The 20992-nt window shown below is 63.2% G+C and carries 17 protein-coding genes; 15 read left to right on the forward strand and 2 right to left on the reverse strand.

The features are described 5' to 3' along the window. The first annotated feature begins 7 nt into the window (after nt 1-7). The 4 genes from OJ996_RS07845 (at nt 8) to serS (ending at nt 4889) form a co-directional block, all read left to right on the forward strand. Nucleotides 8-217: an RNA-binding protein gene (locus tag OJ996_RS07845; RefSeq protein WP_169455283.1), complete on the forward strand. Its 210-nt coding sequence runs from the start codon at nt 8-10 to the stop codon at nt 215-217. 170 nt (nt 218-387) lie between these two features. Then, on the forward strand, nt 388-2208 hold the full coding sequence (locus OJ996_RS07850; RefSeq protein WP_264512983.1) for a hypothetical protein: 1821 nt from the start codon (nt 388-390) through the stop codon (nt 2206-2208). A 77-nt stretch (nt 2209-2285) separates the two neighbouring features. Beyond that, the gene (locus OJ996_RS07855) at nt 2286-3554 is read left to right on the forward strand and encodes a serine/threonine-protein kinase (protein WP_264512985.1); all 1269 of its coding nucleotides are present in this window, start codon (nt 2286-2288) and stop codon (nt 3552-3554) included. A 51-nt stretch (nt 3555-3605) separates the two neighbouring features. Then, nucleotides 3606-4889 (forward strand): serine--tRNA ligase, encoded by a 1284-nt coding sequence (gene serS, locus OJ996_RS07860; RefSeq protein WP_264512987.1) that lies wholly within the window; start codon nt 3606-3608, stop codon nt 4887-4889. 6 nt (nt 4890-4895) lie between these two features. Here the strand turns inward: serS and OJ996_RS07865 are convergent, their stop codons facing one another. Beyond that, nucleotides 4896-5168, reverse strand: coding sequence for a GlsB/YeaQ/YmgE family stress response membrane protein (locus OJ996_RS07865; RefSeq protein WP_264512989.1), 273 nt, complete (start codon nt 5166-5168; stop codon nt 4896-4898). 226 nt (nt 5169-5394) lie between these two features. Here OJ996_RS07865 and OJ996_RS07870 point away from each other — a divergent pair, with 226 nt between their 5' ends. After that, the gene (locus OJ996_RS07870) at nt 5395-9282 is read left to right on the forward strand and encodes an endo-beta-N-acetylglucosaminidase (RefSeq protein WP_264512990.1); all 3888 of its coding nucleotides are present in this window, start codon (nt 5395-5397) and stop codon (nt 9280-9282) included. Between the two features lie 59 nt (nt 9283-9341). Beyond that, the gene (gene tilS / locus OJ996_RS07875) at nt 9342-10298 is read left to right on the forward strand and encodes a tRNA lysidine(34) synthetase TilS (protein WP_264512991.1); all 957 of its coding nucleotides are present in this window, start codon (nt 9342-9344) and stop codon (nt 10296-10298) included. Nucleotides 10299-10302: 4 nt separating this feature from the next. On the opposite strand, the gene OJ996_RS07880 is transcribed toward tilS, so the two are convergent. Beyond that, complete coding sequence (locus tag OJ996_RS07880; protein ID WP_264512992.1) at nt 10303-13185, reverse strand: tetratricopeptide repeat protein; 2883 nt, start codon at nt 13183-13185, stop codon at nt 10303-10305. Between the two features lie 112 nt (nt 13186-13297). On the opposite strand from OJ996_RS07880, the gene OJ996_RS07885 reads away from it, so the two are divergent. The 9 genes from OJ996_RS07885 to pncA are packed head-to-tail and all read left to right on the forward strand — an operon-like array spanning nt 13298 to nt 20991. Further along, nucleotides 13298-13984 (forward strand): NUDIX hydrolase, encoded by a 687-nt coding sequence (locus OJ996_RS07885; protein WP_264512993.1) that lies wholly within the window; start codon nt 13298-13300, stop codon nt 13982-13984. Then, on the forward strand, nt 13981-15420 hold the full coding sequence (locus OJ996_RS07890) for a nicotinate phosphoribosyltransferase (protein WP_264512994.1): 1440 nt from the start codon (nt 13981-13983) through the stop codon (nt 15418-15420). The genes OJ996_RS07885 and OJ996_RS07890 overlap by 4 nt, the downstream gene beginning before the upstream one ends. Before the next feature lie 15 nt (nt 15421-15435). Further along, nucleotides 15436-15972 carry an RNA 2'-phosphotransferase gene (locus tag OJ996_RS07895; protein ID WP_264512995.1) on the forward strand — a complete coding sequence of 179 codons (537 nt, stop codon included), beginning with the start codon at nt 15436-15438 and terminating at the stop codon, nt 15970-15972. Then, nucleotides 15969-16640, forward strand: a complete 672-nt coding sequence (locus OJ996_RS07900) for a DUF4291 domain-containing protein (protein ID WP_264512996.1) — start codon at nt 15969-15971, stop codon at nt 16638-16640. Before OJ996_RS07895 ends, OJ996_RS07900 begins: the two co-directional genes overlap by 4 nt. Next, nucleotides 16640-16978, forward strand: a complete 339-nt coding sequence (locus OJ996_RS07905) for a hypothetical protein (protein WP_264512997.1) — start codon at nt 16640-16642, stop codon at nt 16976-16978. Before OJ996_RS07900 ends, OJ996_RS07905 begins: the two co-directional genes overlap by 1 nt. Before the next feature lie 47 nt (nt 16979-17025). After that, nucleotides 17026-18966 carry an NAD(+) synthase gene (nadE, locus tag OJ996_RS07910; RefSeq protein ID WP_264512998.1) on the forward strand — a complete coding sequence of 647 codons (1941 nt, stop codon included), beginning with the start codon at nt 17026-17028 and terminating at the stop codon, nt 18964-18966. Then, on the forward strand, nt 18963-19460 hold the full coding sequence (locus OJ996_RS07915) for an O-acetyl-ADP-ribose deacetylase (protein WP_264512999.1): 498 nt from the start codon (nt 18963-18965) through the stop codon (nt 19458-19460). The genes nadE and OJ996_RS07915 overlap by 4 nt, the downstream gene beginning before the upstream one ends. Next, nucleotides 19457-20383 (forward strand): ADP-ribosylglycohydrolase family protein, encoded by a 927-nt coding sequence (locus OJ996_RS07920; RefSeq protein WP_264513000.1) that lies wholly within the window; start codon nt 19457-19459, stop codon nt 20381-20383. Before OJ996_RS07915 ends, OJ996_RS07920 begins: the two co-directional genes overlap by 4 nt. Continuing rightward, nucleotides 20380-20991 carry a bifunctional nicotinamidase/pyrazinamidase gene (gene pncA / locus OJ996_RS07925; RefSeq protein ID WP_264513001.1) on the forward strand — a complete coding sequence of 204 codons (612 nt, stop codon included), beginning with the start codon at nt 20380-20382 and terminating at the stop codon, nt 20989-20991. The genes OJ996_RS07920 and pncA overlap by 4 nt, the downstream gene beginning before the upstream one ends. The last annotated feature ends 1 nt before the right edge of the window (nt 20992 follow it).

Consider the following 20992-nt stretch of genomic DNA (forward strand, 5'->3'; position numbering starts at 1 on the left):
GGAGGGCATGGTGGACAGCGACCTTTTGCATACGGAGAAGATCTTGGCGGACCGGAAGACGTTCTTCCTCGATCTCAAGGAGAACGCTCGCGGCATGGTGGTGAAGATCACCGAGGATGTCAGCGGCAACCGCGACACGATCATGGTTCCGGCCGAAATCCTTGGTGATTTCATCGCGGCCCTGACCGACATCAAGGCCACGGCGGACAGCCGCTAGATGCCTTCGCATCCCTTCTGGCAGGGGGCAGAGCTGCTGGAATGTAAGGAATCCCGTGAAAATCGCGTAGGGTAGGCCCTAAGGGGTTGATGCAGCCCCCGATTGCGGGCATAGTCCTAAGCGCTGAGCCCCCCTTCAGTGAAATACCGGCACCCAACAGTATTTCCGTTTTGAACCTGCTGAGACCCCTTCACGAAAACGCCTCCCCCCCCAGCGCGACAAGAAGAGAGAAGTCCGGACCCCTCCGGCGGTCCTTCCTCTTCATCGGGGTTTCGACCCTCCTGCTCTCAGGCGCGGAAGCGGCCCCGCAGGTCTCGTGGCAGCCCGTCACCGACTACTCGATCTCCTTTCCCGGCGATCGTCCTGATGCCGCCCCGGCCATCAATCCTTTCGAGAATTTCACCCACTTCGGCACCGACTTCGGCTGGATGGGTCCGGGCCAAGCCCGCATCGACGGTCACTCCGGCACCATCCGCACCAAGAAAGAGGGCGAGTGGACCGGCGTCTGGCACTCGCTCGCCGGACTGGCCTTGGAGACCGACCGCATGTTCGACCTCTCCGATGTCACCGGTCTGGGCGGTCCGCCGGAGGGTCGCGCGAAAGTAATCGCCGTGACGCTGGATGCTCGTGGCGATGGCGCCCTGCGCATCGAACTCTCGGATTCGGCCAAAATGGTCCGTTGGGCCAAGCCCCTCACCCTCGTCCCCGGCGAGCGCACCCGCCATCGCTTCGAGGTCACCGCGGAAGAGGTCGGCTCCATCAAGTTCATCAACTGGGTCGCCGAGCCCGGCTGTGCCGCAGAGGTGTCCTCCATCGGCTTCGAGGTGGAACGCGCCGAGAAGATGCCCCAGGAGGAGTGGCTCTTCCGCATCTCGCTCGGCAAGCTTCGCCGCTGCCATGATGTCGCCAGCGGCCTCACCCGCGATCGCGCCCACATTCCCGCCGGCGTCTTCGATTCCATCTCTTCGTCCGGGCTGCACGCCCTCGCCACCGCCACCGCTGCTTCGGAAGGCATCCTTGATCGGGAGCAAGCCGCTGCCGAAGTCCGCCGCACCGCCCAGACCATGCTCGGCATGCCGAAGGCGGCGGGCTTCCTGCCCCACTTCAGCCGCCGCAATCCCGAAGGCCGCCCGGAAATCCATCCCGGCACCGAGTACAGCACTGTCGATACCGCCATCGCCTTCCACTCGCTCCGCCTCGCCGCCGGGATCCTCGAGCTGGAAGACGTTGCCGCCGCGATGAACCAGGCCGTCGCGGATCTGAACTTCGATCTCGTCACTGATTCGGAGGGCTGGATCGGCCACGGCTTCACCCAGGATGGCACCACCCCGCTCGCCAGCCAGTGGCGTGATTGGGGCGGGGAGACCGCGCTGGTTCTCGCCTTGGAAGCCATGGTCCCCGGTCGCGAACCCCGCGGCCGCATGATGCAGGATGGCCGCGTCTTCCGCGGCGTCGGCTTCATCGCGGAGATCCAGAGCCTCTTCTACCCGGATTTCGACCGCACCGCGCCGGACCTTGTCAGCGGTGTGGTCTGGCCTGCCGCCCGCCGCGATCTCTTTGAGCGCCAGGCCCGCTACACCGTGGAAAACTGGCCGGATTCCGCCGCCGCGCGCCTCGGCCTCTTCGGACTTTCCGGGGGCGAGTCCGGCATGCCCGGTGCCGGATACACCGCGAATGGCGTCGATGTCCCCGGCATCCGCTGGATCCACCCGCACGCCATGCTCATGAGTCTCGCCCTTACCGGTCGCTCGGATTTGCCCGCGGGCATTGCCAGTCTGGAGAAGGCTGGCATGCTTTTCTCACAGGGCCTCCCGGAAAACATGGAGGTCGGCTTGACTCTCTACAATCCCATGCAGGGGTCTCTGAATGCAGGCTTCGAGGCTTTGGCCGCTTACCACGGATGGAAGCGGGGGGATAATGACGTGATCGATGAGGCCAGCCGCCGCGATCCGATGTTGCGGCAGGGGATCCGCAGGTTCTGGGCCGATTGACCCGCCTAACGGCCCCCGGTTTTTTATTCATTGCCGCATCGCAAACCCCGGCTTCAAATTAAGCGAACGATCACTGCATGGAGGAAAGATACGAGATCCGCGGGAAACTTGGCCAGGGGGGCCTTGGCGCGGTGTATCGTGCCTACGACCGCGCCCTGAAGCGCGAGGTCGCCGTGAAACGCATCATCTCCGGAGATGATGCGGAGCACCGGCAGGAGGCCACCAAGCAGATGGAAAAGGAGACGGGTGCCCTCGCCGCGCTCCAGCATCCGAATATCGTTACCATCTATGACGTCGGCTCGGACGAGGACGGACCCTTCGTGGTCATGGAGCTCCTTACCGGCCAGACTCTCGATGAGATTGTGGAGAAGGCCCCGCTCACTTGGCCCGATTTTCGCGAGCTCGTCCTTCAGATTCAGGAAGCGCTCATCGCCGCGCAGGATCTCGGCCTGATCCACCGCGACCTGAAGCCGTCGAACATCATGGTGAATTGGCTGCCCTCGGGCCGCTTTCAGGCGAAGGTCGTGGACTTCGGCCTCGCGAAGTTCAGTCCGAAGGCCTCGCTCCAGACCGTAGATCATCATGACTCAATTTTCGGCTCCATCTTCTACATGGCTCCGGAGCAGTTCGAGCGCGGTCCCGTGGACTCGCGCTTGGACATGTATTCCATCGGCTGCGTCTATTACTTCACCCTGACCGGCCGGTCACCCTTCGAGGGCGATACCGGCCCGCAGGTCATGGCCTCGCACCTCGAGCATCGTGTCATCCCGCTCGGCCAAGTCCGCCCGGATTTGCCGAAGTGGGCCTGCGACTGGGTCATGTGGCATATCAACCGGTATCCGCACGAGCGCCCGGAGAATGCCCGCGAGACGCTGAAGAGCTTCATCCAGCTCGATGTGCCGCCCTCGCAGACCATCACCCAGCCGGTGGCCCCCCGCGGCCCACGCACGATGGTCCGCCCGCCGGCTCCCGGCACCGCCGCGGCCCAGCGCCCCTCCCCGGTTCCCACGCCCCATACCATGGAGCAGCCGGTGCAGGTCCAGACCGCGCCCCAACCCCTCGCCCCGCCGGATGGCGCGCCACCCAGCCTGCACGCCACCCAGTCGATCAGCTTCGAGCCCGAGTATACGGGGCCACCACCGCCGGATATCCCGCCGCCCCCTTCGAATATCCCGCTCCCGCCCCGCCCCGCCGGCGGTCGCGTTTACGCGCCCCAGAGCACTTATCAGGTCGTTCACAAGAAGAAGAAACCCAGCGAGGCAAAACGCAACATGCTCGCCGTCCTCGGCGGCATCGTTCTCCTCGTCGTCCTCTACTGGGTCGTCACCACCTTCTTCTCGAAGTGATGTGATCCGCATTGGACGTCGGCGCGGGGATGCTCTAAGCCTCGCCGCGTCATGCTTGATATCCGCGAGATCCGCGAAAACCCCGCCACCTTCCGCGACCGGCTGAAGGCCCGTGGCGGTGCCCACTGGACCCTGATCGATGAAGTCCTCGCCTGCGACGAAACCCGTCGCCGCGTGGAAACCGAGAAGCAATCCCTCCAGTCCGAGCGCAAGCAGACCTCCAAGCAGATCGGCATCCTGAAGGGCAAGGGCGAGGACACCTCGGCCATCGAAGCCCAAGTCCGCGCCATCAACGAGAAGATTGCCGGTCTCGATGCGCAGGCGGATGCCGCCTCGGAGAGCCAGCAGGAGTTGCTCATGAGCATACCGAATCTCCCGCACCCGGAGTGTCCGGTGGGGGACGACGAGGCTTCGAACCCCATCGTCCGCGTCTGGAACGACAAGCCGGACATCGCCGAGCCGAAGGACCACCTCGTGCTCGCGGAAGCCCTCGGTCTGATCTCTCTGGAGGATGGCACCCGCATCGCCGGTTCCGGCTTCGCCGTCTATCGTGGGAAGGGTGCCCGCCTCGAGCGTGCCCTCATCGCCTTCTTGCTCGATCTCCAGAGCGGTGCGAATGGCTACGAGGAAGTGAACGTCCCGCACGTCGTGAAGCGCGAGTGCATGGAAGGCACCGGCCAGCTTCCGAAGTTCGAGGACGACATGTACGGCACGGATGCCGGGGAAGACGGCCGCAACCAGCTCTTCCTCGCCCCGACCGCCGAAGTGCCGGTGACCAATCTCTATCGGGATATGATCCTTTCCGAGGACGAGCTGCCCAAGAAGATGTGTGCCTACACGCCCTGCTTCCGCCGTGAGGCGGGCAGCGCCGGCCGTGACAACCGCGGCATCATCCGCATGCACCAGTTCGATAAGGTGGAGCTTGTGCAGATCGTCCACCCGGACCACGGCCTGCGCACGCTGGAAGAGCTCACCGGTCATGCCGAATCCGCGCTGCAGAAGCTCGGCCTGCACTACCGCGTCATCGAGCTCTGCACCGGCGATCTCGGCTTCGGTTCGTCGAAGACCTATGACATCGAGGTCTGGGCACCCGGTCACGGGAAGTATCTCGAAGTATCGAGCTGCTCGTGGTTCGCGGATTACCAAGCCCGCCGCATGAAGCTTCGCTTCAAGGATGCGGAAGGGAAGAACCGCGTCTGCCACACGCTGAATGGCTCCGGCACCGCCCTGCCGCGTCTCTACGTCGCCTTGCTCGAGCAGTGCCAGCAGCCGGATGGCTCCATCCGCATTCCGGATGCGTTGGTGCCCTACTTCGGCTTCCACGAGATCCGCTGAGCCGGGCTAGCGCTTCAGCCATTTCCAAGCGGCCAGCAGGATCACCGAGCCCACCGTTGCGGTCAGCAGTGACCGTAACGAGGGCATGTTCGGTCCCGGCGGATCGGCCGGCAGGTACCCTACGTGCCGGGCGATCCATCCGCCGATGAAGGCACCGGTGATCCCGAGCCCGATGGTGAGCAGGCAGCCGCCACGCTCTCCACCGGGCATGATCCGTTGCGCGATCAGGCCGGAGAAGAGACCGAGCAATACCCAGCCGAGGATCTCGTTGAGTTCCATTGGCGGGCTATATCATAAACAAATCCTGAAGGCACGGGTCGATTTCATAGGGCCGCTTGGAGCCCGAAGTCCCTCCATCGGGTGGCCCTTCCACCTCCTTTTCTCGCGAGGAAACGATTCCCCCGCCACGCGCTTCTCCGAAGACACCGGGCCGCGTTGACAGTCCCTCGGAACTGGCGTTTGCCTCCTCAAACCCATTTCCCCCGAACTGTTTCGGGCCTCCTTCATGAAAAACCCCGGTCCTCTGACCGCACTTCTCGCGGTCCTGTGCGGCGTTCTCTGCTTCAGCGGGTCCGCCTCCGCGCAGTACGAAGCGGTGCCGCAGTCCCGTCGCTGGCACCCGGCGGAGATTCTCACTTGGTCGCCCGCCACCGATCCCTTCGCGCCTTACAATCGTGGCACCGTTCCCTTGGCCAATCGTTTCACCCCTCCCACCGCGGCGGTGAATCCTGCGCTGAACGCGCTCTGGAATGTGAACTCCCACGCCCGTCCCGGCGAGGCCCGGGTGCAGGCAGTCACCACCTTCAATACCATTCCCTCCGGCTCCCCGAACGGCTGGCGCAGCACCCGCCTCTATGCCCCCAGCATCTGGCAGTACACGGATAACATGGTCTTCTGGGGTAGCTCGGATCGGGATAACCGGACGATCATGTGTCCTACCGCCCACATGATCGATGCCGCCCACCGCAATGGCGTCCGGATCTACGGGAAGATCTTCTTCCACTGGAACTCCTCCCCGGACAATGCCGCCCTGCAGCGGATCCGGGATCTGATCCAGAAGAACGGCTCCACCTTCCCCGTCGCCGACAAGCTGGTGGAGGCTGCCATCTACTTCGGCTTCGATGGCTGGTTCATCAATCAGGAGAACTACCAGACCAATGGCACCGACGCGCAGAACATGCGCGACTTCCTGGTCTATTTCCGGACCCGCGCCGCCGCCCAGGGTGCCCCGCACCTGAAGATCACCTGGTACGACGCGATGGCGGAGAACGGCAGCCGCAGTTTCCAGAACGCGTTCACCAGCCAGAACGACGGTTACATGAAGTCCGGGACCCTCGTGACCGATACGGGCAATACCCTCGCGGCCCACGAGATGTTCCTGAACTTCTGGTGGTACTATAATTCCAGTAATTTGACCAACTCCCGCTCCCTCGCCCAGACCCGCGGTGTCAATCCTTACGATCTCTACGCCGGTATCTGGACCGAGAACTACCGCACCTACGGCAAGACGCCGGACCCGAACAGCGCGGGGAATCTCGATATCAGCTGGCCCTACCTCTTCCCGGAAGGCCAGCCGCACAATACCTCCGTCGCGCTCTTCGGGGCGGAGACTCCCTATGTGAAAGGATCCTCCCCGGAGACGGTGGCGAATCAGGACCAGATCTACTGGTCCGGCCCGAATGGCGATCCCTCGAACACACTCCCTGCAGAAGGATCCTCCACGCCGAACTGGTTCGGCATGGCTCACTACATCCCCGCCAATTCGCCGCTTACCAGCTTGCCCTTCGTGACGAACTTCAATGTCGGGCAGGGCAGGTTCTACAAGATCAACGGCACCACCGTGATGAGCGGCCCGTGGACCAATCTCGGTGTCCAGGATGTCCTCCCCACCTGGCGCTGGCTGGTGCAGAGCACCGGGGCCAAGACCTTGGTGCCCTCGCTGGATTTCGCGGAGGCTTACTATGGCGGCAGTTCCTTGAAGGTTACAGGAAGCCTCGCCGCGAACCTCGCACAGGAGGTGAAGCTCTACCAAGCGCGGCTGCCCGTCGCCTCCAACACCAACCTGCGGCTGATCTACAAGCCCTCCGCCATCACCGCGGCCCAGGTCCAGATCGGCTACGCCTTTGAAGACGCGCCGGCAGTGATGCATTACACCACCGCGCACACCGCCGCTTCCGCTACCGCATGGAACACCGTGGACTTTTCCTTGGGCTCGCATGCAGGCAGGTCGCTTGCCCTCATCACCCTGCGCTTCAACAGCAGCGCGGCGCTTGCCAGCTATACGGCGAACATCGGGCGCATCCAGATCAGCAATGGCAGCGCGGTCGCGCCCGCAGCGCCATCGGCCATCACCCTCGAGGGGAAGAGCCGCAATCCGGACGAAGCGTTCTCCACCTCCCTGCGCCTCAGGTGGACCGCATCGTCTTCACCGGTTCTTTACTACAACATTTATCATCGCAAGGACCAGTCCGTCGGAGCGCCCCGGCTCTGGCTGGGTGCCACGCCGAACCGCTACTTCTTCGCGCAGGATGTCCGGCGCTTCGGTTCGGAGAGCGGCGGCTACATCGAGGTGGAAGCGGTGGCACCGGATCATGCCGTCTCGCCTCTGGCGGTCACCGCGCAGCCGACATTCACCTTCGAGTCCTTCCCGAATCTGCACCATCCGCTCATCACGGGCTATCCGCTCGCCAGTCCTCTGACGGTGATCGGCAGCGGTGAGGTGGCGAACATGACTCGCGCCTTCGATGACAATATCGCGACCTTCGCCGAGCCTGGCGGAGCTAGCGGTGCATGGGTGGGCCTCGATCTCGGTGCGGGCCATGCACGGCAGGTCGTGGCGGTTCAATTTGTCCCGCGTGCGAACTGGGCCAGCCGGATGATGAACGGGGTCTTCCAAGGCTCGAATACCGCGGACTTCAGTTCCGGCGTGGTCGAACTGGCAAAGGTGAATTGGATCGCCCCGCAGGATGTCCCCACCACCCTGTTGGTGAACAATGCCACCGCCTTCCGGTACGTCCGCTACCTCTCGCCCAATGATGGCTATGCGAATGTCGCCGAGATCAAGTTCTTCGGTCCCGGTGCTGCGCAAGCTCCACCGAAGCCGCTCGCGCTGCAGGCGACCAATTCGGGCTCGACCGCGACCCTGACTTGGCGGCCGCCTGCCAGTGGCATGGCCTACGGCTACGATCTCAAGCGCTCCTCGGTAAATGGTGGTGGCTACACGGTCATCGCCTCGGACCTCGGTACCACCTCCTTCCAGGATACCGGCCTCACCAATGGCGCGACCTACTACTACGCTGTTTCCGCCAGGAACGAAGCGGGAGAGAGCGCGAACTCCGACCGCCTGATCCTGAACCCGCTTTCCGCGAACCGGTTGAACGGCACCATCATTGGTACCGATGGTTCTTGGGATGGCACCAGCACCAAGCAGAAGGTCTTCGATAACTCGCTCGCGACCTTCTTCGATGCCCAGCTCCCGGATGGGGCTTGGACCGGGTTGGATCTGGGAACTCCGCGGAAGATCACGGCCATCCGCTATAGTCCCCGGAACGGTACGACCAATTGGCTGGATCGGATGATCGGTGGCGTTTTCCAAGCCGCGGATAACCCGGCTTTCAACAACCCGGTGACTCTCTTCAAGGTGCCGGTTGCGCCTACCTTCAATGTTTACACCAGTGCGGCGGTGGGCGATGAGGCCCGCTACCGTTACGTCCGTTACCTCTCGCCGAATGGAGGGCACTGCAATGTCTCCGAGATCCAGTTCTACGGCGTGTTGCCTCCCTCGCCGCCCGGAGCCTTGGCCCTCACCGGGGAGGGAAGCTCGGCGAGCCTGACATGGAACCAGTCCTCCTTCGCCGTGAGTTACCGGCTGAAGCGCTCCACGACCAGCGGCGGGCCCTACCAAACGATCGCCAGCGATCTGACCGTCCGCTCCTTTCAAGACAGCGGCCTCGATCCGCAGGCGACCTATTACTATGTGGTCAGCGCGGTCAATGAGGCGGGGGAGGGGGTGAACTCCGGGGAGCTGGCTCGCCACAACCCCTTCAATGCTTGGATCGTCTCCTCCGGTGGCAATCCGGTCTTGCCCCATGCCGGTTTCGACGCCGATCTCGATGGCGATGGCATCGCCAACGGGGTGGAGTACATGACGCCCGAGGGAGTGAAGATCCGGGAGTCGTCCGGCACCCGAGGAGTGTCGGCCCTGATCCGGAACGATCCCGGAGTGATAACCACACTGTGGGAGTCAGTCGATTTGTCCGCTTGGTCCCAAGTGAGCTACGCGAATGCCACCGATCAAAGCGATGTCCCCGCAGGATTCAGAAGGGTCGAGAGCGCGCTGCCTCCCGCTTCAGGAAACGCTCCCGTGTTCTACCGCTTCCGCTTCTCACGCTGAACGATTACGGCACCATTTCCCTTTGGCTGGCGGCGTGACTTGCATCTAGAGTCCCCGCCATGCCGATTCCGGACATCGCCTGGTTTCGCGAAGCGCCGAAGCGCCGGCGCTATCTCGCGGGCATTTCCGGTGGCGCGGATTCGGTCGCCCTTCTGCATCACCTGCATCGCAGCGGCTTCCGGGAAGTCGTGGTCTGTCACCTCGACCACGGTCTGCGGGGCAAGGCCTCCGCCGGCGATGCCCGCTTCGTCCAGAAGCTTTCGGCAGAGCTCGGCTATCCCTGCGAAGTAGGAAAGGCGGCGGTGAAAGCACTGGCAGCGGACAAGGGTCACTCGATCGAAACCTCGGCCCGCGAGGCACGGCATGCCTTCTTCGCGATCTGTTCGCGCAAGCACCGCTGCCCGCGCTTGCTGCTCGCCCACCACTACGATGATCAGGCGGAGACCCTGTTGTGGAATCTCCTCCGCGGCAGCCGCGGACTCTCCGGCATGAAGGAGGTCCAGACCCTGCCGATGGGCGGGCGGCCGATGGAGTGCATCCGACCTTTTCTCGGTCACCGCCGTTCGGAGCTGCGCACCTGGCTGGAGTCGAAGGGGTTGTCATGGCGGGAAGACGCGACCAATGCCGAGCCTTTCGCGGTTCGCAATCGCTTGCGGAACGAAGCACTTCCCTTGCTCGCCGAGATCGCGAAGCGCGATCCGGCCGAGTCATTCGTCCGGGCTTCCGGGGCGTCGGAAGACTTCCGGGTCATCGAGGCATGGGCCGTGAAGCAGGCGGATGCCATCGACCCGCAAGGCCGGCTGCATCTGCCCAAGCTGCTCACCCTGCCGCGCGCGCTCCAGGCAGCCTGCATCTACGCCTATCTTCGTACTTCCGGCGTTCCCGATCTGTCCCGGGATGCGGTGAACCGCTGCCTCGGTCTGCTCGATCCCTCCGCCGCACCGGCAGTCAATCTCCCCGGGAACTTCATCCTCCGCCGCCGCGCCGGTCGTCTTCTGCTCGCGCCGCTGAGGTAGTGACTCACTTCGGCTTGCCTGCCTCGACCTGCTTCGGCACCGGCTTCACATCGGTGGTCGCGGCGAATTCGGCGACCAGCTTCTCGATTTCGAGCCAAGCTTCCTGGTCGATCGATGCCATCTTGTCGTAGAGCGGCTTCGTCCTTTCGAGAAAGGCCACGGCCTCGTCATAGGCCGCTTGGCGATCGCTGCGCGGCCGCTCGCTGCCATTGGCAGGGGAGTTGCGCGTCCACGAAATCTGCATCCAGAAGCGCATCGCGGAGACCGATACCCGGGTCGCCTCGAGGGAGTCGCTCCACACCTGCGCATAGCTGGCCAGCGCCTCGTCGATCATCCCGCGCTCTTGCAACGAGCGGGCCAGCGCCAGCCGTACTTCGGGCGTCAGCCGCTGGAAGCCGGAATCGGGAGCGAGATAAGCTTGGGCGCTTTCTGCCGCCGCGGCGAAATCGCTGTCCTTCATCCGGCTCATGATCAGCCAATACAGCGCGTCTTCTTTCTCGCTCACTTCCTTGCTTCCCGCGACCACTTCTTGGAGATCCTTGATCGCCCCGGCCCGCTCTTCCTTGCTGCCTTCCGCCAGGATAGTGGCCCGCCCGAGTAGAGCCGGGAAGCGCAGCGCTTGATCGTTCCGCGCCAGGGCTTCTGAATAGTAGGGCAGTGCTTGGCGCGGTGCGGAGGTTTGTAGCCGCAGGAAATCGCCCGTGCGCAAGAGAACGCTCGCCGGTAGATCCTTCGCTTCGAACTCGCTCTTCAATTCCTGATAGAGCGACTTGAGCTGGGCTTCCGCATCCTGTCTCGCACCCGGGTCCGGGAGCTTCGCTTCAAGCTCCCCGATCAGCGCGATCTTCAGGACGGCTCGCGTGGCCTTGTCCTCCGGCTTGATCCCGGGAAGCGCGGCGAAGTCCTGCTTCAACCTTTCGGTTCCGTGCTCTTTCGCGCAGAGTCGTGCGTAGAGGCGGATCAATGCCTCGGAGGGAGCCTCATCGCCGAAGCATTCCTTCAAACGCTCCAGCGCTTCCTTGCCGCGCCCTGCCTGCAAATAGATCTCTGCTTGGGCCACCGCCATGCGGGCCTTCATCTTCGGGAGATCGGAGTAGCTTTTCCAGAAGCGCTCGCAGTAGGGCAGGGCATCCTTCCAGCGCGATGAGTCTTTGCTGCCGATCAAAGTGACCAGGTGCAGCAGGAGATTCGCGGCGGTTTCCTTCTGCTCCTGCTTCTCCGCTTGCTGCAACGCCTCCGCCAGCGACTTCTCCGCTTCCTCATCCTTGCCTTGGCGGAGCAGCAGCTCGCTCTTCAGCGATTGCGCGTTGGCCAGAGCTTCCGAACCGGGAAATTCCTTCTCCAAGCGGGCGAGCTTCTCCAGCGCCGCGCCATCCTGCTCCAGCGAAGCATGGCACTCGGCCCGGTCGAGCAAGGCCACGGGCAGATAAGGATTGGCCGCGGCATCGGGATGCTTCGCGATGAACTCGTCGAGCTGCTTCGCGGCCTCCTCCCACTGCTTCAGTTCCACCAGATTGCTCGCGCGCAGATACTGCGTCGTCTGCGCATAGGGGCTCGCGGGGTAAAGCGTCACATGCCGCTCCAGCAGCGGCCGTGCTTCCTCGAAGCGCCCGGTCTGCTCGTAGCTGCCCGCCAGCACCCGCAGGCAGAGATCGTGCTCCGCCGAACCTTCCGCCAGTGCCGGCAGCATTTCGGCCGCGATCTTGATGCAGGGCTCAAACTGCTTCTGCTCGTATAGAGTCACCAGCAGCATCCGCTTCACCGCCGGGGCCTGCGGAGAATCGGGATGGCCTAACAGAAATTTCCCGGCCTGCTTCTCGACCTCCTGCGTGTCGCCCAGAGCGGCACTGATCCTCACCAGATGGAAAAGGTGATCGGTCCGTCGCGGTGCCTTCGGGTAGCGCTCCACCAGTTCGGAGAAGGCCGCCTTGCTCGCCGCCAAGTTACCCTGCTTCTCTTGATAAGTGGCATTCGTCTCCAGCAGCAGCACGTCGTGCGAGACCCCGTCGCGCCGCGCTTGCTCCACCGCATCCAGCCGTGCTTGCAGCGCCGTCTTGTCGCTGGCTGTCTCCAGCTTGGTGCGGAGATCCTTCGCCATCGCCTCGCTGGTCGGGATCAGGTGGAAGATCGCCACCGCGGCGCCCTCCATCCCGGCCCCCAGCGCATCGGTCGCCAGCTTCACGAAGACATCCATGTACGCCGCCATCTCCGCCGGCGGAATCGCCAGCGCCTCGCGGTTCCGCTCAAAGAATCCCCGTAGGGTGGCACCGTCGTTCTTCGCGATCGCCGTCGCCACCAGACTCTGCAGCGCGGCCACGATCCCTGTGTCGGGCGTGGCGAAGCCGCCCTTGTTTCGCACCGCGGTTTCCAAGTTCTCCGTTCCCAGCACCAGTTCACCGAGCTGGAGGTGGCACAGCGCCACCTGAATGTAGTAGTTCGCCGGATCGAACTCGTCGGTCTGGCGATCCCGCTCGCTCAGGAACTTCTTGAAAAGCGGCAGGGCCTCCTGCGGTCGTCCTGCCGCCCGCGTGGCCTCGCCCCAGCGCACCAGCGCGGTCTTGTTGAAGCGGTTGCCCTTCGTCTTCGCCTTGTTCGGGAAGTCGCGGTAGCAGATCTCGAAGGACCGCGCCGCCGCCTCCCAGCGCTGCAGCCGCATCTCGCACATTCCCTTCCGATACCAGGTGACCCCGAAGGACGGACCGAACTTGGCCAAGGCATTCTCCCCGTGCACCTCGATGCACTGGTCATAGAGCGCCAGCGCCTCCTCCCAGCGGCCCGCTTCTGCCGCAGCCACTGCCTTGGTGTTCAACGAATCCGCGCTCTCCGTTTGCGCTGTGGCACTTGCCACGATGGCGAAGGGTACGAGGAGATGACGGAATTGCTGCATGCGGAACCAAGAAGGATCAAAGCCACCCGGATAGCGTCGCGCAAGGTGGGAGAGGTCAGAAAAAAGTCCGGCTTGACTTAGTGTAAGAACGACACTTACTTCTCCCCGAGCGATGGCCCATACCTACGAGTATCCCCGCCCCGCCCTCACCGTGGACTGCGTCGTCTTCGGCTTCGACGGGGCCGGGCTGCAGGTGCTCCTGATCCGCCGCGGTCTGGAGCCCTTCCTCGGCGCGTGGGCCCTACCCGGAGGCTTCGTCCACATGGAGGAAGACCTGGAAGCCGCGGCCCGCCGCGAGCTGGAGGAAGAGACCGGCCTGAAGGGCGTCTTCCTCGAGCAGCTCGAAACCTTCGGCGCCCCCGGGCGCGATCCCCGCGGGCGGGTCGTCAGCGTCGCCTACTTCGCCCTCGTCCGGCCGGACCGGAATCCCGCCCGGGGAGATACCGACGCCAGCGAGGCGGCATGGTTCCCCGCCGACAAGCTCCCCGAACTCGCCTTCGACCATTCGGTGATCCTCACCACCGCGCTCGAACGCCTGCGGGGAAAGATCCGCTACCAGCCCGTCGGCTTCGAGCTTCTGCCGGAGAGCTTCACGCTTACCCAGCTCCAGGCACTCTACGAAGCCATCCTCGGGCGGGGCTTGGACAAGCGGAACTTCCGCAAGAAATTGGGTGCATTCGACTTCGTCGTGGAAACCCAGGGCTTCGCGGGCGGTTCACACCGTCCTGCCCGGCTCCACCGCTTCGATCACGACAAGTACGAGGCACTCCGTAGCAAAGGATTTCTTTTCGAACTATGATCACGAACAGTCCGCTTCAGACCGATCTCTATCAGCTCACCATGGCAGCCGCCTACTGGCAGGCCGCTACCGCGGAGCAGGAGAGCGTGTTCCACCTCTTTTTCCGCCGCCTGCCCTTCAAGGGCGGTTACGCCATCGCCGCCGGCCTGGAGCCCGCGCTCGAATGGTTGGAGTCCTTCCGCTTCGGCACCGCGGAGCTCGATTACCTCGCGGGCCTCAAGACCAAGGCGGCCACGCCGCTCTTCAAGGAGGAGTTCCTAGGCTACCTCGGGGACTTGAGGCTGAAGTTGGATATCGATGCCGTGCCGGAGGGAGAGCTGGTCTTCGCCCATGAGCCGGTGCTGCGGGTGCAGGGGCCCATCCTCCACGCTCAACTCGCGGAGACGGCGTTGCTGAATATCCTGAACTTCCAGACCCTTGTCGCGACCAAGGCGGCCCGCGTCTGTCATGCGGCGGCGAGATCGCCGGTGGTGGAGTTCGGCTACCGCCGCGCGCAGGGTCCGGATGGCGGCTACTCGGCCAGCCGGGCGGCATGGATCGGCGGTTGCACGGGCACCTCGAATGTTCTCGCGGGCCAGCGCTTCGGCATCCCGGTGCTGGGCACGCACGCCCACTCGTGGGTCATGTCCTTCGATGACGAGCTGGAAGCCTTCGAACGCTATGCCGAGGCGATGCCGGACAACTCGACCCTGCTGGTGGATACCTACGACACGCTGAAGGGCGTGGACCACGCGATCACCGTTGCCCGCAAGCTGCGCGAGAAAGGCCACGAACTGAATGGCATCCGCCTCGATTCGGGCGACCTCGCCTGGCTCAGCCAGCAGGCGCGGGCGAAGCTGGATGCCGCGGGCTTCCCGGACGTGAAGGTCGTGGCAAGCAACGACTTGGATGAGCACATCATCGAGAGCCTGCGCCACCAAGGAGCCAGGATCGATACCTGGGGCGTCGGCACGAATCTCGTTACTGCGGCGGATCAACCCGCACTGGGCGGCGTCTACAAACTGGCCGCACTCCGGAAGGCCGACGGTAGCTGGCAGCCGCGGATCAAGCTCAGCGAACAGACCGCGAAGAGCTCAATCCCGGGTCGCCTGCAGGTCCGCCGCTTCGAGAGCGAGGGCATGCTGGTAGGGGATGCGATCTACGATGTGGATCGTAGTATCTCGGGCGAGGTGGAGATCGTCGATCCGTCCGATCCCATCCGCCGCAAGAAGATCGCCGCGGGCACGGTCTACAAGGACGTGCTCCAACCGGCAATGAAAGCAGGGGCACGCGTCTTTGCACCGGAGCCGCTGGCTGCCGCCCGCGAGCGTTGCCAGGCGGCGCTGGCGAAGCTGCACCCGGGGATTCTGCGTCTCGCGAATCCCCACTCCTACCCTGCGGGTCTTGAGCAGGGATTGTATCAAGAGCGGGAACGCCTACTGGCGAGCTTCCGCTGATGGAAAAAAGAAACAGTGAAAACGATAGAAGTAAGCAAGTTCCTGAGCCTCGTGCTACGCCACGAGCCGGGTAAGATCGGCATCACCCTCGATGAAAACGGGTGGACGGATTGCCGTGAACTGATCGATGCGGCAGGGCGCCGCGGGAAGAGGTTCAGTTACGAAACCCTGCTGGAAGTCGTCCGGACTTCCGACAAGCAGCGCTTCGCGCTGAGCGAAGACGGCAAGCGGATCCGCGCCAACCAAGGTCACTCGGTGAAGGTGGATCTGGCCCTGCCGGTCGGCACTCCGCCGGACCGGCTCTACCACGGCACCGTGCCGAAGTTCATCGAGTCGATCCGTGAAAGCGGACTGAACAAAGGCGCCAGACATCATGTCCATCTCAGCCCGGATCTGAAGACCGCGACCAAGGTGGGCCAACGCCGGGGAGAAGCCCTGATCCTCACCATCCGTGCTGCCGAGATGTCGGCGGCGGGCTACGGGTTCTATGTCTCGGAGAACGGGGTCTGGCTCACGGATGCCGTGCCGCCGCAATTCATCGAGTTCCCATGAAGCTGGCCGATTACAATGAAGTCGTGACGACCTGGCCGGCAGAGGGTCGTCATATCCTCGCTAGTCACGATGAGGATTCGGTGGTGGTCTATCAGGCCTATCGGCCTGCGATTGGTCGCTATGCGGCTGAGAACCAGCGTTTAGGCGGGGATTTCAGCTTCAGCCGCATGAGCTGGATCAAGCCGAACTTCCTGTGGATGATGTATCGCTCGGGCTGGGGGACGAAGGAGGGCCAGGAAATCACCTTAGCGGTGACGATCCCGCGCAGCTTCTTCGACGAGATGTTGGCCGCCGCAGTGGTCTCCAGTTTCGATTCGACACGTTATCGCGATACCGACCAGTGGAAGGCTGATCTGGAGAGATCCGAGGTCAGGCTACAGTGGGACCCGGACCATGCGCCGGATGGCACATCGCAGAAGCGCCGCGCGATCCAGCTCGGGCTGCGCGGTGAAATGCTTCGCCGTTATGCAGAGAGGGAACTGATTCGGATCGAAGACATCTCGGACTTTGTCGCCGCGCAGAGGACGCGCGTGAGCGCTGGTAATCACGGGCTGAGCATCCCCTTTGAGACGGTCTATCGTCCGGGCCGGGAGGATGCGGCTGCAAATGTAGGTCTCGATCTCTTCGATTACGGCTGCCCTCCCGTATCACTGACAATACCAATATAATGACGACGACACTCTATCGCCCGGTTGGGCCGGAGGAACTCAAGCTCATCGAGGACAGCGGTTGGCTTGCTTTTCCGCCGCGTCTGCCCGATCAGCCGATATTCTATCCCGTGACAAACGAGCCGTATGCGATCCAGATCGCACGGGACTGGAATGTCCCTGCTTCAGGGTCGGGATTCGTGACTCGCTTCGAAGTGGATTCGCGGTATCTGGAAAGATTCCCGATCCAGACCGTCGAGGGTAGGGAACATGCCGAGCTCTGGGTTCCGGCTGAAGAGCTGGAAGAGTTCAATCGCTACATCGTCGGCAAGATCGAGGTGACGCGGAAGTTCCCATGAGCAAGTTTGGATGAAATCGCAGGATTGATAGAAGGATCTCCAAAACCATGAACGTTCGTCTCGCTGCTGTTGCTTTGAATCAAACCCCGCTCGATTGGGCCGGGAATGCCTTGCGCATCCGCGCCGCCATCCGCGATGCCCGTGATGCGGGCGCGACGCTGGTCTGCCTGCCGGAACTTTGCCTCACAGGCTATGGCTGCGAGGATGCCTTCTTCGCCCCGTCCACGCATGAACGCGCATGGGAGATGCTGCAGAAGCTTCTCCCGGAAACGAAGGGTCTGGTGCTTGCGCTGGGTCTTCCCGTCTTCCATCAGCGCGCCCTGTTCAACTGCTCGGCGGTGGTGGCCGACGGAGAACTGTTAGGCTTGGCCGCGAAGAAGAATCTCGCCGGTGATGGCATTCACTACGAGCCACGCTGGTTCAAGCCTTGGCTAGGCGGAGTGCGGGATGACTACTTTACCGCGGATGGTAAAAGCGTGCCGATCGGGGATCTGGTCTTCGATGTCGGCGGGGTCCGCATGGGCTTCGAGATCTGTGAGGATGCCTGGGTGGCGGACCGGCCGGGAGCGAAGCTGGCGGCACGCGGGGTGGACCTGATCCTGAATCCCAGCGCCAGCCACTTCGCTTTCGGGAAGGCGGAGATCCGCCGTCGCTTCGTCGCGGAAGGATCGCGTGCCTTCGGGGCCGCCTACGTTTACTCGAACCTGCTTGGAAATGAAGCGGGTCGCGTCATCTACGACGGCCAGCTTCTGCTGGCGCATGACGGGCGGGTGATAGCGGAGAGCCCGCGTTTCGGCTTCAAGGACCACCGGGTGCTCGCAGCCGGCGTGGATCTATCGAGCGGCAGGCTGGCCTTGTCGCGGAGTGCCAGCCATCGGCCAGCCCTGCCGGCGGATGCCGATCCGGGACTGATCCGCACAGGCTTCGGATGGCCCAAGCTCAGCCCGGCGCTTGAGAAGCATGCTCTGCCGGATGAAGCGATGGACGGAAAGATGGAGGAGTTCACCCATGCCGTGGCGCTGGGCCTCTTCGACTACCTGCGGAAGAGCCATTCGAACGGCTATGTCATCTCGCTCAGCGGCGGCGCGGATTCGGCCGCTGCAGCTTGTCTGGTCCGGCTGATGCATGATCTCGCGAAGGCCGAACTCGGCGACGATTTTGGCGGCAAGCTCCGGGCCAAGAGTTTCGGCGGACTACTGCTCACGGCGTATCAGGGGACGGAGAATAGCGGCGAGGTGACACGCAACGCCGCGGCGGTATTGGCGGAAGCGCTGGGCGCCACACATCGCGAGTTGGATATCGCGGCGATCCACAAGGCCTACGTGGCGATGATCGAAGCGGCCTACGGGGAAGCATTGAGCTGGGAGCGGCATGACATCTCCCTGCAGAACATCCAAGCGCGCGTGCGCTCGCCCGGGATCTGGATGCTGGCGAACCTGCGCAATGCCCTGCTCCTCTCGACCAGCAACCGCAGCGAGGCGGCCGTGGGCTATGCGACGATGGATGGCGATACCTCGGGCGGCCTCGCGCCGATCTCGGGGATCGACAAGGCCTTCCTGCGCGAGTGGCTGCGTTGGCTGGAGACCACGGGCCCCTTGCTTGGCGATCGGAGGCTGCCGATCCCCGCCTTGTCGGTGGTGAACTCGCAGCAGCCGACCGCGGAACTGAGGCCGGGCGATCAAGCGCAGACGGATGAGAAGGACCTCATGCCCTATCCCGTGCTGGACTTCATCGAGCGCGCTTCGATCCGTGATCGTAAGAGCCCGGCCGCGGTGCTGGAGCTTCTGGCATTGGTCTTCCCCCAATATCCGGAGGACACGCGTAAGCAGTGGGTGAAGCGCTTCTTCACGCTCTGGAGCCGGAACCAGTGGAAGCGCGAGCGTTATGCACCCGGCTTCCATCTGGATGACGAGAACCTCGATCCGAAGACTTGGTGTCGCTGGCCGATCTTGAGCGGTGGCTTTCAGGAAGAACTTGCCGAGCTATGAAAGCAGTCCGGGGCGACATCACGAAGCTGGCGGTGGATGCCATCGTCAATGCGGCGAACAGCAGCTTGCTCGGCGGCGGTGGCGTGGACGGCGCCATTCACCGGGCGGCGGGGCCGGATCTATTCTTTGAATGTCGGCTTCTCGGCGGCTGCAAGACCGGCGAGGCAAAGATTACGAAGGGCTACAAGCTCCCGGCGAAGCACGTGATCCACACCGTAGGCCCCGTGTGGAATGGCGGGACGCGTGGCGAGGCCGAGAAGCTGGCCAACTGCTACCGTCACTCGCTGGACCTGGCCGTGGAGCATTCCCTGACCTCGATTGCCTTCCCGGCGATCAGCACAGGCATCTATGGATATCCGATCGAGGAGGCGGCTGCGATCGCGGTGCGAACCGTCGTGGACTATGTGAGAGAGTACCCGCTCGATGTGACCTTTTGCTGCTTCTCGGCAAAAGATTTGGAGATCTATCAGGCCGAGTTGGCCACAGAAGAATGAACGTAATCGGAGATACAGGCGCGCTTGATCGCGCGATGGGCTGCCTCGCCGGGCTCGCGGTAGGAGATGCCTTGGGCACGACTCTTGAATTCGAAAGTCCCGGTAGCTTCAAGCCAATCGATGACATCGTTGGTGGCGGCCCCTTCCATCTGAAACCGGGCCAGTGGACCGATGACACCTCGATGGCTCTCTGCCTTGCGGAGAGCTTGCTGGAGTGCGGCGGCTTCGATCTGCGCGACCAAGCCGACCAGTATGTCCGCTGGTGGCGAGAGGGTTATTTGAGCGCTACGGGTTTGTGCTTCGACATCGGGAACACGGTGAGCGCTGCCTTGGCCTCATTTCTGAGGACGGGGAAGCCGGACAGCGGCAGTGCCAGCCCCCACGCTGCAGGAAATGGCTCGATCATGCGCCTGGCACCGGTGCCGATCTACTACAAGGTGGCTGGCGACGCGGTGAAGCAATCGGTGGAGAGTTCGCGCAGCACTCACCAAGCGCCGGCTTGCTTGGATGCCTGCCGTTATCTGGGTGGCATTCTTTGGGCGTTGATCCACGGAGCGGGAAAAGACGAGGTGTTAGGACCTCTTTATAGCCCGCTCGGAACGCTGAGGCTGGATGATCCTGCCTTGCGTGCGGTGGCCCACGGATCTTTCAAAGAGAAGCAGCCGCCTGCGATCCGCGGGACGGGCTACGTGGTGCAATCGCTGGAAGCGGCTTTGTGGGCCTTCTATCACTCGGACAACTTCAAGGAGGGTGCCTTGTTGGCGGTGAATCTGGGCGATGACGCTGACACCACCGGCGCTATCTACGGTCAGATCGCAGGAGCCTATTACGGCTTGGAGGGAATTCCTGCCGCATGGCTTGAGACGCTCCACCAGCGCGAGCTGATCCTCGACTTTGGCAAACGACTTTACGAAGCAGCATGAACGAGAACGCACTCATCCTCGTGGATATCCAGAATGACTTCCTCCCCGGCGGTGCGCTGGCGGTGCCGGAAGGAGATCAGGTCATCCCGCGCGCCAATCGTCTGATGGATGATTTCGGGATCATCGTCGCTACCCAGGACTGGCACCCCTCCGATCACGGCAGCTTCGCGGCGAATCACCCGGGCAAGCAGCTCTTTGAGGTGACCGATCTCAATGGCCTGCCTCAGGTGCTGTGGCCGACCCACTGTGAACAAGGTACGAGCGGCGCGGAGTTTGCCCCTGGGCTCCATAGCGGACGCATCACCAAAGTCTTTCAGAAAGGCACAGATCCCGCCATCGACAGCTACAGCGGCCTTTTCGATAACGGCCACCGCAAGTCGACGGGCTTGGGCGAATGGTTGAGGGATCAGGGCGTGAAGCACGTGACTGTCTGCGGCCTGGCTACCGACTATTGCGTGAAGTTCACGGCGCTGGATGCCCTCGCGGAAGGCTTCGAGGTAACGCTCGATCTCGCAGCAAGCCGAGGCGTGAACCTGACACCCGGCGATGTCGACAAGGCGGTGGAGGAGATGCGATCGAAGGGAGTGAAGATCCGCGAAGCGAATTGAG

It is taken from the genome of Luteolibacter rhizosphaerae (assembly GCF_025950095.1).
GTDB lineage: Bacteria > Verrucomicrobiota > Verrucomicrobiia > Verrucomicrobiales > Akkermansiaceae > Haloferula > Haloferula rhizosphaerae.

Coding starts and splice junctions, on each gene's coding strand:
- OJ996_RS07845 (WP_169455283.1), top strand. CDS start 8: ATGGTGGACAGCGACCTTTTGCATACGGAGAAGATCTTGGCGGACCGG.
- OJ996_RS07855 (WP_264512985.1), top strand. CDS start 2,286: ATGGAGGAAAGATACGAGATCCGCGGGAAACTTGGCCAGGGGGGCCTT.
- serS (WP_264512987.1), top strand. CDS start 3,606: ATGCTTGATATCCGCGAGATCCGCGAAAACCCCGCCACCTTCCGCGAC.
- OJ996_RS07865 (WP_264512989.1), bottom strand. CDS start 5,168: ATGGAACTCAACGAGATCCTCGGCTGGGTATTGCTCGGTCTCTTCTCC.
- OJ996_RS07870 (WP_264512990.1), top strand. CDS start 5,395: ATGAAAAACCCCGGTCCTCTGACCGCACTTCTCGCGGTCCTGTGCGGC.
- tilS (WP_264512991.1), top strand. CDS start 9,342: ATGCCGATTCCGGACATCGCCTGGTTTCGCGAAGCGCCGAAGCGCCGG.
- OJ996_RS07880 (WP_264512992.1), bottom strand. CDS start 13,185: ATGCAGCAATTCCGTCATCTCCTCGTACCCTTCGCCATCGTGGCAAGT.
- OJ996_RS07885 (WP_264512993.1), top strand. CDS start 13,298: ATGGCCCATACCTACGAGTATCCCCGCCCCGCCCTCACCGTGGACTGC.
- OJ996_RS07890 (WP_264512994.1), top strand. CDS start 13,981: ATGATCACGAACAGTCCGCTTCAGACCGATCTCTATCAGCTCACCATG.
- OJ996_RS07900 (WP_264512996.1), top strand. CDS start 15,969: ATGAAGCTGGCCGATTACAATGAAGTCGTGACGACCTGGCCGGCAGAG.
- OJ996_RS07905 (WP_264512997.1), top strand. CDS start 16,640: ATGACGACGACACTCTATCGCCCGGTTGGGCCGGAGGAACTCAAGCTC.
- nadE (WP_264512998.1), top strand. CDS start 17,026: ATGAACGTTCGTCTCGCTGCTGTTGCTTTGAATCAAACCCCGCTCGAT.
- OJ996_RS07915 (WP_264512999.1), top strand. CDS start 18,963: ATGAAAGCAGTCCGGGGCGACATCACGAAGCTGGCGGTGGATGCCATC.
- OJ996_RS07920 (WP_264513000.1), top strand. CDS start 19,457: ATGAACGTAATCGGAGATACAGGCGCGCTTGATCGCGCGATGGGCTGC.
- pncA (WP_264513001.1), top strand. CDS start 20,380: ATGAACGAGAACGCACTCATCCTCGTGGATATCCAGAATGACTTCCTC.